This is a genomic window from bacterium (assembly GCA_028821235.1).
In the GTDB taxonomy this organism is placed as follows: Bacteria; Actinomycetota; Acidimicrobiia; order Spongiisociales; family Spongiisociaceae; genus Spongiisocius.
Map to the genome: position 1 here is coordinate 1 of JAPPGV010000066.1, position 11,613 is coordinate 11,613.

At 68.1% G+C, this 11,613-nt stretch carries 12 protein-coding genes; all 12 read right to left on the minus strand.

Going from position 1 to position 11,613, the window contains the following annotated elements; genetic code table 11:
- Positions 1–129 precede the first annotated feature (129 nt).
- Positions 130–669, minus strand: coding sequence for a DNA-3-methyladenine glycosylase (locus tag OXK16_06975; GenBank protein ID MDE0375688.1), 540 nt, complete (start codon positions 667–669; stop codon positions 130–132).
- Positions 669–1,553, minus strand: a complete 885-nt coding sequence (argF, locus tag OXK16_06980) for an ornithine carbamoyltransferase (protein MDE0375689.1) — start codon at positions 1,551–1,553, stop codon at positions 669–671. The genes OXK16_06975 and argF overlap by 1 nt, the downstream gene beginning before the upstream one ends.
- Positions 1,550–3,946, minus strand: coding sequence for a phenylalanine--tRNA ligase subunit beta (pheT, locus tag OXK16_06985; protein MDE0375690.1), 2,397 nt, complete (start codon positions 3,944–3,946; stop codon positions 1,550–1,552). Before pheT ends, argF begins: the two co-directional genes overlap by 4 nt.
- Complete coding sequence (gene pheS / locus OXK16_06990) at positions 3,943–4,962, minus strand: phenylalanine--tRNA ligase subunit alpha (GenBank protein ID MDE0375691.1); 1,020 nt, start codon at positions 4,960–4,962, stop codon at positions 3,943–3,945. The genes pheT and pheS overlap by 4 nt, the downstream gene beginning before the upstream one ends.
- Before the next feature lie 36 nt (positions 4,963–4,998).
- Positions 4,999–5,358 (minus strand): 50S ribosomal protein L20, encoded by a 360-nt coding sequence (rplT, locus tag OXK16_06995; protein MDE0375692.1) that lies wholly within the window; start codon positions 5,356–5,358, stop codon positions 4,999–5,001.
- 23 nt (positions 5,359–5,381) lie between these two features.
- Positions 5,382–5,576, minus strand: a complete 195-nt coding sequence (gene rpmI / locus OXK16_07000; GenBank protein MDE0375693.1) for a 50S ribosomal protein L35 — start codon at positions 5,574–5,576, stop codon at positions 5,382–5,384.
- A 26-nt stretch (positions 5,577–5,602) separates the two neighbouring features.
- Positions 5,603–6,217, minus strand: coding sequence for a translation initiation factor IF-3 (gene infC, locus OXK16_07005; protein MDE0375694.1), 615 nt, complete (start codon positions 6,215–6,217; stop codon positions 5,603–5,605).
- A 379-nt stretch (positions 6,218–6,596) separates the two neighbouring features.
- On the minus strand, positions 6,597–8,054 hold the full coding sequence (gene ribA, locus OXK16_07010) for a GTP cyclohydrolase II (GenBank protein MDE0375695.1): 1,458 nt from the start codon (positions 8,052–8,054) through the stop codon (positions 6,597–6,599).
- Positions 8,051–8,722 (minus strand): ribulose-phosphate 3-epimerase, encoded by a 672-nt coding sequence (rpe, locus tag OXK16_07015; protein MDE0375696.1) that lies wholly within the window; start codon positions 8,720–8,722, stop codon positions 8,051–8,053. Before rpe ends, ribA begins: the two co-directional genes overlap by 4 nt.
- A gap of 49 nt (positions 8,723–8,771) precedes the next feature.
- Complete coding sequence (locus OXK16_07020; protein ID MDE0375697.1) at positions 8,772–9,959, minus strand: methyltransferase domain-containing protein; 1,188 nt, start codon at positions 9,957–9,959, stop codon at positions 8,772–8,774.
- Positions 9,960–9,967: 8 nt separating this feature from the next.
- Complete coding sequence (locus OXK16_07025; protein MDE0375698.1) at positions 9,968–10,876, minus strand: methionyl-tRNA formyltransferase; 909 nt, start codon at positions 10,874–10,876, stop codon at positions 9,968–9,970.
- Positions 10,876–11,373 carry a peptide deformylase gene (def, locus tag OXK16_07030; protein ID MDE0375699.1) on the minus strand — a complete coding sequence of 166 codons (498 nt, stop codon included), beginning with the start codon at positions 11,371–11,373 and terminating at the stop codon, positions 10,876–10,878. The genes OXK16_07025 and def overlap by 1 nt, the downstream gene beginning before the upstream one ends.
- Between the last annotated feature and the right edge of the window lie 240 nt (positions 11,374–11,613).

The window sequence follows — 11,613 nt, forward strand, 5'->3', positions numbered from 1 at the left end:
CGGTACGTCAAGGAAGCGGAACGCAGCGACGGGACACCGATGACCGCCAGACCACGCCTGGCTGTTTCACAGACAGACCACGCCTGTCTGTCATCAGCCCGCGCAGCCGGGGACGGCCGGCAGGGCGGATCAACGTCCACCTTCAACCACGAACCGCCACGGTCGTTCTGCTTCCCGGCTGATCCCGATCCTTGGGGTGCGGAAAACCAGAGCCGGGTCCGGGGCGGGCCCCTCCTCCAGGCGCACCGGGCCGGCTATCACCGATGTCCCGTCGTGATCCCCCGTGATCCCCAGCGCCTGGGTCAGCTTGCCGGGGCCGTCGGTCAGGCGGTCCAGACGCCCCCGCCGGGCCAGCACCAGTTCCATGCCCTCGACCACCCGACCGCCCCTGATCAGCACCGCCTCACCGGTCCCCTCGGGACCGGTCACCACGTTCGCGCACCAGTGAACCCCGTAGGACCGGTACACGTAGAGCGTGCCGGCCGGGCCGAACATGGAGGCGTTGCGAAGGGTGCGGCCCCGATAGGCGTGGGAGGCCGGATCGTCAGCGCCCCCGTAGGCCTCCACCTCCTCGATCACGACGGCGGTCCTCCCACCGAAGTCGGTGCTCAGCCGGTGACCGAGCAGCCGCCGCGCCACCTGCTCGACAGGACCGGACAGATAGACCACTACCCGAGGAGTTCGAGCAGGATGGCCTTCATCGAGTGGAGCCGGTTCTCAGCCTGGTCGAACACCCGGGACCTGGGGTGGTCGACCACGGCGTCAGTCACTTCCTCACCCCGGTGGGCGGGCAGGCAATGAAGGAAGATCGCATCAGGCCGGGCCCGTGCGAACAATCCCTCGTCCACCCGGTAGCCGGCGAATGCCAGGGCTCGCTCTGACGCCTCGCCTTCCTGACCCATCGACGCCCACACATCCGTGTAGACCACGTCGGCGCCGTCCACCGCCTCTACATCCGGCGTTACCGTGATCCGCCCCTCGCCCCTGGCCACCAGTTCCTCCAGCGGCTCGAACCCGGATGGGCTCACCACCCGCACCCGGCCCCCCAGCTTGGCCACCCCCAGCATCAGGCTGTGGCACACGTTGTTGCCGTCCCCAACGTAGGCCACCACAGATCCGGCAACCTCGCAGTGCTCCGCGATGGTCTGGAGATCAGCCACCGCCTGGCAGGGGTGTTCGATGTCGGAAAGGAGGTTCACCACCGGAGCATCGGCGTGTTCGGCCATCTCCACCAGCATCCGATGGTCGAAGACGCGCATCGCCACGAGATCCAGGTAGCGGTCCAGCACCCGGGCCACGTCACGGACGGCTTCCCTCGATCCGATACCCACCTCGGTCTGACCCAGGACCACCGGGTGGGCACCCAGATCGACCGCAGCCACCTCGCTGGACACCCTGGTTCGAGTGGAGGGCTTCTCGAAGAACAGCCCGATCCGGGAACCGGCCAGAGCACCTGACCTGAAGCTCCGATCGTGACGGAACCGGGAGGCTGACTCCACCAGGCGCTCCAGAGCCCCCCGGTCGAGGTCGGCGATCCCCAGGAAGTCGTTCATATGGTTCCCCGCAGGACGCCGCCCAACCGATCCGCGACGGCGGCGGCAATGCCCCGCCCGATCGGCGCCGCCTCCTCATCCGAGATGGTGTGGTCCATGGCGCGCAGCGTGAGCCGCACCGCCAGGCTCCTATGGGCAGCGGGGATCGAGCCACCCCTGAACTCGTCGAACAACTCCAGGCTCTCCAGGTGCGCCCCTGCGGACTCCTGGACGACCTCCAGCAGGCGCGCCGCCGGGACCGTGTCGGCCAGCACGAACGCCAGGTCGAACACCATGGGTGGGTAGGCGGAGACATCCTCCAGCACCCAGGACGGACCGGCGGACACGAGAGGGCCGAGACCCATCTCGGCGACCGCCACCCTGCCTTCCAGCCCGAACTTCCGCGCTGCTGCCGGATGGAGCTCCCCGACCGTCCCTATGTCGGTTACGCCACACGTCACCACCGCTCCCCGACCCGGGTGGAGGCCCGCCACCGAGTCCTGTCGGATCTCCAACCGGCGGCCAGACACCCGGGCCAGTAGGTCGACCAGCCCGGTGGCGGCGAATACGTCCACTCCCGGACCGGACAGGACCATGGCCAGGTGGAAGGGCTGGAAGGGAATGCGGGGGTCCTCCGGGTCGTCACCGGCCGTGAACACCCGCCCGGTCTCGAACAGGCGCACCGACTTCAGGCCCCGAGCCACGTTGCGCGACATCGCCCCCATCAGGCCGGGCAGCAGGGTGGTGCGCAGGATGGCCTCCTCCTCGCGGAGCGGGTTCTTGACCCGGATGGTTACCCGGCGCGGGTCCTGGGGCGGGAGACCGAGCGCGTCCAGGTCGTCCTGCCCGATGAAGCTGAGGGTCTGGGCCTCGGTGAGCCCGGCCCCGACCAGGGCTTCGCGGAGCCGCCGGACGGCCATATGCTCAGGAGTGAGGCCGCCCCGGGTGCCATGGCGGACCAGGTCCGGGAACCGGTCGTAGCCGTGGAGGCGGGCGATCTCCTCGACCAGATCGGCCGGGCGGGTGACATCGGCGCGATGGGTCGGAACGTCCACATGAGCTGATCGTCCGTCCCGATCCAGCCCGAAACCGAGCCGTTCCAGCAGCGACAACGCCTCTCCGAACGGAGGATTCGGCCCGAGCAGGCGGCTCACGTCACGGGCCGTGAGGTCGACGGTCCACGGCCTCCGCGGGATCGGGTAACAGTCGACCGCCCGGGAACGGGGCACCCCGCCGGAGGTCAACGCCACCAGCTCCACCGTCCGGGCGGTGGCAAGGGCGGAGAGGTTGGGATCGACGCCCCGCTCGAACCGGGCCGAGGCCTCGCTCCGCAGTCCCAGCCGCCACGAGGTGGCCAGTATCGACGGTGGATGCCAGTTGGCGGCCTCGACCAGCACGCTGGTGGTCGTCTCGCAAACCTCGGTCGACGCCCCTCCCATAACGCCGGCCAAGGCGATCGGACCCGACGGGTCGGTCACCACGATGTCGCCGGCTGCCAGCGGGCGGACCACCCCGTCCAGGGTCTCCAGCTTCTCGCCCTCCTCGGCTCTCCGGATGATTACCTGCCGGCCGGATATGGTGTCCGCGTCGAAAGTGTGGATCGGGTGTCCGAGTTCCCACATCACGTAGTTGGACACGTCCACGACGTTGGAGATCGGCCGCTGCCCGATAGCCAGGAGGCGCAGCTGCATCCATAGTGGGGAGGGGCCGATCCGCACGCCGTCAACCTGGTGGGCGACGAAGCGAGGGCATGCTTCCACATCTCGGATCGATACTTCGAAGGCGGAGTTCTCCGGACCGGTCGGGAAGCTCGGGGAGATGTCCCGCAGCGGGATCTGCCAGTAGGCGGCGAGCTCGCGGGCCAGCCCCCGGATCCCCATGCAGTCGCCCCGATTGGTGGTGATGCTCACATCCAGCACCACGTCGCCCAGGCCGATCACCTCCTCCAGGGGGCGGCCGAGGTCGTCATCGGTGGCCGCGCCGAGATCGTTCAGGACCATGATGCCGTCGTGGTCATCGCCCAACCCGAGCTCGCGGGCCGAGGCGAACATGCCGTGCGACACGATGCCGCGTATCTTGCGGCTTCCCACCTCGAGGGGCTGGTCCGTGTCCGTGCCGAGGCGGGATCCGGCCCTTGCGTAGGCGATGACCGCGCCGGCCTCGAAGTTCCATGCTCCGCATACCACGTCGCGGGTGGCCGTTCCGTCATCGACCCGGCAGAAACGGATCCGGTCGGCGTCGGGATGGGGCCGGGCCTCCTCCACCCTTCCGACCACCACGCCCTCGAAGGACGGCCCGAACTCCTCGATCCCCTCCACCTCGTGACCCAGGGAGACCAGTATCCGCTCCAGCTCGTACGGGTCCCGGGTGGGCAGATCGATGAAGTCCGCCAACCAGCCGATCGGAACCTTCATCGGAACTGCCCCAGGACCCGCAGGTCGCTGTCGTAGAAATGGCGGATGTCGGTGATGCCGTGGCGGACCATGGCCAGCCGCTCCACGCCCATGCCGAAGGCGAACCCTGTCACCTCCGCCGGGTCGTACCCCACCGCTTCGAACACGTTGGGATCGACCATGCCGCATCCCAACATCTCCAGCCACTCGTCGTTGAACCACACCAGCATCTCCGCTGACGGCTCGGTGAACGGGAAGAAGTGGGGGACGAAGCGGGTACGGGCCGAGACCCCGAAGAACTCCCGGGCGAAGTAGGCGAGGGTGCCCTTCAGGTCCCCGAAGGTGATGTCCGAGTCCACGGCCAAGCCTTCGATCTGGTGGAACACCGGCGAGTGGGTGGCGTCCCAGGTGTCAGTGCGGAAGACCCGACCCGGTACCACCACGTAGACCGGCGGGGGGTTCTTCTCCATGAACCGGGCCTGCATCGGTGAGGTCTGGGTGCGGAGCAACAACTCGTCGGGACCGCTCCGCTCCCTGTCGTCGAACGGCTCCACGTACATGGTGTCGGACTCGAATCGGGAAGGATGGGTGGGCGGGGTGTTGAGGGCGTCGAAGTTGTACCACGCCAGCTCCAACTCCGGCCCTTCCGCCACCTCGTAGCCGATGGCGCGGAATACGTCGCACACATCCTCCATGGTGCGGGTCAGCAGGTGATGCGTCCCCCGGGCCGGACGACCGTATGGCAGGGTGAGATCGATCCGATCTTGCTCCAGCAGGACGTTCTCGGCCTCCGCCTGCAAGGCCGAGCGCCGATCCTCAACCGCGGCGGTCAGCGTGCCAACCGCCTCGTTGATCGCCCGCCCGACGTCGCGCCTACGGTCCGGCGCCAGGCGTCCGATGCCACTTCGCGCAACTGCGATCTCGGACCGCCGCCCCAACGTCTCCGACTCCGCAGCGGACAACTCATCCAGGTCGGAAGCAGCCTCGATCCGGGCGCGGGCGTCGCGGATTACGCCGGCTAGCCGTTCAAGGTCCATCTTGGTGCTACGCCGCTAGCGGACCACTGTGGACCACTACTGAGCGCGGTTGGCGGACGCCAACTCGACGATCTGGCGAAAGGTGGCGGGATCGTTGACCGCGATATCGGCCAGCATCTTCCGGTCCACCTCGAATTCCGCCGCCTTGAGCCCCGCGATCAGCCTCGAATAGGTGGTGCCGTTCTCCCGGGCAGCGGCGTTGATACGGGTGATCCACAGCCTCCGGAAGTCGCCCTTGCGCGCCCTCCGGTCGCGATAGGCGTACTGCAGGGACTTCATCACCTGCTCGTTGGCCGCCCGGAAGCTCCGGCTCTTGGCGCCGCGGTAGCCCTTGGCCTTGGCCAGGACCTTCCGATGCCTGGTACGGGAATTGCTCGCGCGCTTGACTCGTGCCATTTCTTCTCTCCGGTGCTCCTCGCCTACATTCCGAGCAGGCGCTTGACCCGCTTCTCGTCACCTTTGGCCAGATCGGCCTCGCCTTTCAGCCGGCGATAGCTGTCCTTGCCCTTGGCAAGGCGGAGGTGGCCGCGGTGCGACTGGCGGCGCCGGATCCGGCCCGATCCGGTCACCTTGAAACGCTTGGCGGCGCCCTTGTGGCTCTTCATCTTCGGCATGTTGTGTCCTACTCCTCGCTGGTTCTCTAGGCCGAGCCTTCGTCAACGTCCTGGAACGACCGCGCAGGCCGCTTGATCGGCGCCAGGGCCATGGTCATATTGCGGCCCTCGAGCTTGGCCGGCTGATCCACGGTGGCTACTTCGGCGAGGTCCGAGGACAGGCGTTCGAGGATGGCCATACCCAACTGGGGCCGGCTGGCCTCCCTTCCTCGTAGCCAGACCCGAACCCGGACCCGGTCGCCGTTGGTCAGGAACCGCAGGGCCCGATCTCGCTTGATCTCGTAGTCGTGGTTGCCGATCTTCACCTTGAAGGTGAGTTCCTTGACCGTGCTGCGCGACTGCTTCTTGCGCGCTTCCCGCTCCTTGACGGACTGCTCGTACTTGAACTTGCCGTAGTCCATCATCCGCGCAACCGGCGGATCGGCTCCGGGCGCCACCTCCACGAGGTCCCATCCCAGGCCATCGGCCAGGTACAGGGCGTTCTGGCGGGGCATGACTCCCAGTTGCTTGCCGAGCGGATCGACAACTCTCAGTTCGGCCGCACGGATTTCGTCGTTGACGCGTAGCTCTGCGATTACATGTCTCCTTGCTCGTCCGCCGAAAGGACGGAATGGAATCTCGTTCGAGAAGAACAGAAACAACCGGCCGCTACTCGGGCCTTTGGGGCCCCGCGAGAACCCGATCCATCACAAATGGTCGGGTTCCTGTACCACGGCACACTCGGGTTCGCAGCCCTAAACGGCTTCGAATCGGCTCCCGGTGGCCGGGTGGGAAGCAACCGGCTTCCACTTTCTCCTGATTGTGGCCCGTCATTATAGGAGGAAGCGGGCCTCCACACGAAGGTAGCACGGATCAGCGTGCCGGATGCCGGGTTGGTCCGGGTCTCGCGATACCCCGCCGGGAGACACACGTTCGGGATCATGGTTCCCGAGATCGGACAGATGGTCAAATGTGTGTTTTCGCGCTCTTGCGGGCTCAGGACATGGAAGGGCGCCCGGAACTACCCGCACGACAGACGGGTCAGTCCTGCTCTGTCCTCTCCCTGACCTCGCCTGGAGGAGGGTCCTCCATGTCGATGACGTGGCCCAGCTTGGCCACCTTGGTGTGCAGATAGTTGCGGTTGTGGTCGTTCTCGCCGACGACCAGGGGAACCCGCTCCACGATCCGTACCCCGTACGCCTCGACACCGGCCCGCTTGGCCGGATTGTTGGTGAGCAGGCGGAGGCTGTTCACGCCCAGGTCGGCGAGCATCCGGGCTCCGGCGCCGTAGTCACGGCTGTCCTCCGGGAGACCCAGGTCCAGGTTGGCCTCCACCGTGTCCCGCCCCTGCTCCTGGAGGGCGTAGGCGGCTAGCTTGTCGATCAGACCGATGCCTCTCCCTTCGTGACCGCGCATGTAGAGGATCACGCCCCGGCCGGCCTCCCCGATCCGGCGCATCGCCTCCTGCAGCTGGAAGCCGCAGTCGCAGCGGAGGCTGGCGAACACATCCCCCGTGAGGCACTCCGAATGCATCCGGACCAGCACGCCTTCCTCACCGGTCACGCGACCCCTGACCAGCGCCACGTGATGGCGGCCGTCGTCGAGCGACTCGTAGCCGATGGCCCGGAAGCGGCCGTAGCGAGTCGGTATGGCGGCCTCGGCACGGCGGCAGATCAGGGGAGGCCAGCCTGCCGGCGGGCGTTCCAGGTCGATCCGGCGATAGGCGGCGCCGATCTCTCCGGCATCCATCACCCGAAGACCGTCCTGCGTCCAGAGACCGTCATGATCTTCCCCGATCCTGGCGTAGTGGCTGGCCGCATCGACCAGACCTGCCCTGCGAAGGGCTCCGATCACCTGCACGTCCTCGATCGCCACGTAGAGATGACCACGCTCCGCCAGGCCTGCCAGCTTCCGTCGGGAGGGAAGCGCCGGGCCGTTCGTGGTTGCCAGAAGATGGTCCGCCTCCCCGATCAGGGCGGCGATGTCAACGCTGACCGCATCATCGGCCCGAGCCTCGGCATCAGCCACCACCGCCCGCACGTAGGGCAAGCCCGTCCGCCGATGGTGATGGAACCCGACATCCAACCTGACGGCGTCCTCCCCCATCAGCCCCACCACCGTCTCGATCCCGGCCCGCTGGAGCCTCACCACCCCGCGACCTCTCACCCGGGCATCGGGGTCGTATGCCGCGATCACGACCCGGGCCACCCCGGCAGCCACCAGAGCATCGGCGCACGGAGGGGTTCGTCCGGAATGCGAACAGGGCTCGAGGGTCACGAACGCCGTGGCGCCGCAGGCGGCGCCCCCCGCCTGGCTGAGCGCCATAGCCTCGGCGTGGGGAGTACCGACGCCTCGATGAGCGCCCTCTCCTACCACCTTCCCTCCTGCACCGACGATCACGCAACCCACCCGAGGATTGGGATGGGTGCGGTGCGGACGGGCCAGATCGATGGCCCGGCGCATCCGGCTGCGCTCGGCGTCCGACCAGGCCCGGCTCATGCGCCGCCTCCCGAGGCGGCGGTCCTCAGGCCGGCGATCGCCGTCACCGGATCCGGTTGTCCGAAGATGGCGGTGCCGGCCACGAACACATCGGCGCCGGCCCGCCGAGCCGCGCCGATGGTCTCCGGGTCGATGCCGCCGTCGATCTCCAGATCTACGTCGAGGCCACGCCGGTCGATGGCCCGGCGGGCCGCCTCGACCTTGGTGAGGACGGCCGGCAGGAAGTCCTGACCACCGAAGCCGGGCTCCACCGACATCACCAGCACCATGTCGCACAGCTCGAGGAACGGATCCAGAGCCTCGTAAGGAGTGCCGGGATTGATCACCAGGCCGAAGCCGAGGCCGGCCCGGCGCGCCCGGCGTTCCACCGGCCTCGGGTCTGGCACCGCCTCGAGATGGACGGTTATCCCGGTTGCGCCCGCCTCCCGGAGCGGGTCGACCAGCCTGTCCGGATCGGTGACCATCAGGTGGCAGTCGAAGGCCAGTCCGGACACCTTCCGCAAGGAGCTTATGACCGGAACACCCAATGAGATGTTCGGCACGAAGTGGCCATCCATGACATCCACGTGGAGCATGTCCAGGTGGGGTTCCACCCGAGCCACCTCCTCGCCCAAACGGGCGAAGTCGGCGGCGAGAATCGAAGCCGCTATGCGAACGCGTTTCCTCACGGTGCGCAGGGTACATCCACCTCGCAACGCCTAGGAGCCGGCAGCTCCGTCACCGATCCAAGACCGAGATGAACATGCCGTCGGTGCCCGTCAGGTGGGGACCCATGAGCAAGCCGTGGTCGAGGCGGGAACCCGGCAGATCAGCCGGTGGCCGCCCACCCATGTTCTCCACCACTCCCAGCGTCTCCGCCCCGGTCAAGGTACAGACCGAGTAGACCACCCGCCCGCCGGGGCGTACCGCGTCGAGAGCCTCACGGACCATCCGGCGCTGGAGCTTCGCCAGCCGGTCCCGGTCGCCGATCGAGACCCGTAGCCGCACCTCGGGTCGCCGCCGGAGCGTGCCGAGGCCGGTGCATGGTGCGTCCACCAGAACCCGGTCGAACTGCCCACTCCGAAATGGGAGACGGGTTCCGTCGGCTCTGACCCACCATCCGCTACCGCCCGCCCTGTCCAGCCGTCGCGCCGCCTGGCGGATGCGCCGAGCGTGGATGTCGACGGCGGCCAGGGAGGCGGGGCTGCGGTCCCAGATGGCCAGCGTCTTGCCACCGGGAGCAGCTCCCACCTCCAACACTCGATGGTCGGGAGCTACGCCCAGAGCTTCGACCACGGCCACCGATGCGGCGTCCTGGACCACCGCTCTCTCGGGAACCCGGCCCTCCGGGTGGGCGAAGGCGCCGGGGACAGGGGTGGGAACGGCGCCGTGGGGTAGAGGATCGCCCGGCCGCATGCGGAAGCTCACCGGCGCGTCCTCGTGGGCAGCCTCGGCGAAGGCCAGTGCCTGATCTCTCCCCCAGGTGCGGGTCAGGTCGTCCATGACCCAGCCGGGCAGGCTGAACACCTCGGCCGGATCGGAGGGTGGGTTGGGCTCGCCACCTCGTTGCAGGTTCCTGACCAGGGCGTTCACGAACCCGGTAGCCCGACCGTGTCCCAGGCTCCGGGCGGACTCCACGGCCGTATCGGGCACGGCATGAGCGGCGGCCCGGCCGAACAGAACCTCGTGGAAGGCCACCCGCAGGACATCGAGCACATCGGCATGGATGGCCGGCAGAGGCCGGCTGGACAGACCGCGGATGGCCCGGTCCAGGCGAGGGAGGTTCCTGATGGTGCCGTAGACGAGATGGCGCACCAGGCGAGCATCGTCCGGCGGTAGATCGACCTCCCTGACCACCAGATTCGACCAGGCTCCGCCCCGCACGACCCTACCGACCAGCCCGGCCGCCACCGAGCGGGCCTCCACGCCACGCTTCACCCGAAGCGACCCGGATCGCCCTTGACCCCCCTGACCCATGCGAGAGCATCCATCGCCTTCCTACCCTCGGGTTGAACGGTCCGCAGGGCCAGGCATCCCGTGGCGGTACCGACCCTTGCCCCGATCTCGTCGATCTCCAGGCAACCCGGCTCCAACCTGCCGGGGACCGGCCGGGCCCGGAGGATCTTGAACCGCTTACCCCGCCACATGGTGTGAGCGCCCGGACGGGGACAGAACGCCCGGATGGCCCGCACCACCTGCTCAACAGGCTGGTCGAAGTCGAGTCGAGCCTCAGCAACGATCAGGCGGGGCGCCCATGTGACCATCGACTCCTCCTGCGCGACCGGCTCCAACTCCTCTCGCTCCAGCGCACCCAGGTGCGTGGCCAGCAGCTCGGCGCCGCCCAGGGCGAGGCGCTTCGACAGCGCACCGGCGTCCTCGTCCTCGCCGATTGAGGTCCTCCATCCGGCCAGGACCGGGCCGGCATCCAATCCGGCGTCCATCCGCATCAGGCTCACGCCGGTTATCTCGTCGCCGGCCAGAATGGCTCGCTCGACCGGGGCCGCCCCCCGCCACCGGGGCAGCAGGGAGAAATGCAGGTTCACCATGCCCTGCCTGGGACGGGCCAGGGTGACGGCCGGCACGATCATCCCGTAGCTCACCACCACCGCGAGGTCAAGATCCATCCCGGCGACGGCATCGTCGAGCGCAGCGGGGGTGGCGGGCTGCCGGACCGGAATCCCCTGGTCGACCGCTCTGACCTTGGCCTCGGACGGTGCCGGCGCCCGGCCTCGCCCCCTCCGTCGGTCCGGTCTGGTTATCACGGCGCGCAGGCCGGTCAATCCGGCCAGGATGTCGATCGTGGGAACGGCCTCCTGCGATGTGCCCAGCAGGGCGGTCTTCATCACTCCGGCGCCCGGATCGCCTCGTTACGGAGGGCGCGAAACGCCTCCTTGCGGGTGGCTCGGTCGAGACGGGTCAGTAGGAGGTGGCCCCCGAGGTGGTCGATCTCGTGCTGGAGAACCCTTCCCAAGAGCTCATCCCCGGCAAACTCCACCGGGTTCCCGTCCAGATCCTGGCCGACGGCTCGGGCGAAAGCGGGGCGATTGATGGTCCAGTAGTGACCAGGAACGGACAGGCATCCCTCGTGGTATTCCCAATCCCCCGAAGTCTCGGCCAGGACCGGGTTCACCAGCACCTGGGGACCATCGCCGGCATCGAACACGCAGATGCGCTTCGACACACCGATCTGCGGCGCAGCCAACCCCACTCCGGGAGCGTCGTACATGGTCTCGAGCATGTCCTCCGCAAGCCGGCGGAGGGACGCGTCGAAGTCCTTGACCGGCTTGGTGCGGACCCTCAGAACAGGATCGCCGAAGGTGCGGATAGGAAAGATGGCCACCGGGTCAGGGAGGATAGTTGCCAACCCGCCCGTCCCGAGCCCCGTGACTCCCCCCGCCGGAACCGGAGGCTCAAGACACCACAAGGGCGCACCCGATCTAAGGCTCCAGACACAGTTTTGCGGTACTCCAAGCCCTTAAGAACCGAGTTGCCAAACTCGCGAGAGTCCGGTGCTCCGCACCGGGCCCCTCCCCCGTGCGTGTTTGGATGTGGTGGTGGTAGACCCGGTGGGGATGGCTCA

What these genes read in the sequence shown, in the direction of transcription:
- argF (MDE0375689.1), bottom strand. Translation starts at nt 1,553, where the DNA reads ATGAACGACTTCCTGGGGATCGCCGACCTCGACCGGGGGGCTCTGGAG.
- rplT (MDE0375692.1), bottom strand. Translation starts at nt 5,358, where the DNA reads ATGGCACGAGTCAAGCGCGCGAGCAATTCCCGTACCAGGCATCGGAAG.
- ribA (MDE0375695.1), bottom strand. Translation starts at nt 8,054, where the DNA reads ATGAGCCGGGCCTGGTCGGACGCCGAGCGCAGCCGGATGCGCCGGGCC.
- pheS (MDE0375691.1), bottom strand. Translation starts at nt 4,962, where the DNA reads ATGGACCTTGAACGGCTAGCCGGCGTAATCCGCGACGCCCGCGCCCGG.
- OXK16_07025 (MDE0375698.1), bottom strand. Translation starts at nt 10,876, where the DNA reads ATGAAGACCGCCCTGCTGGGCACATCGCAGGAGGCCGTTCCCACGATC.
- rpmI (MDE0375693.1), bottom strand. Translation starts at nt 5,576, where the DNA reads ATGCCGAAGATGAAGAGCCACAAGGGCGCCGCCAAGCGTTTCAAGGTG.
- pheT (MDE0375690.1), bottom strand. Translation starts at nt 3,946, where the DNA reads ATGAAGGTTCCGATCGGCTGGTTGGCGGACTTCATCGATCTGCCCACC.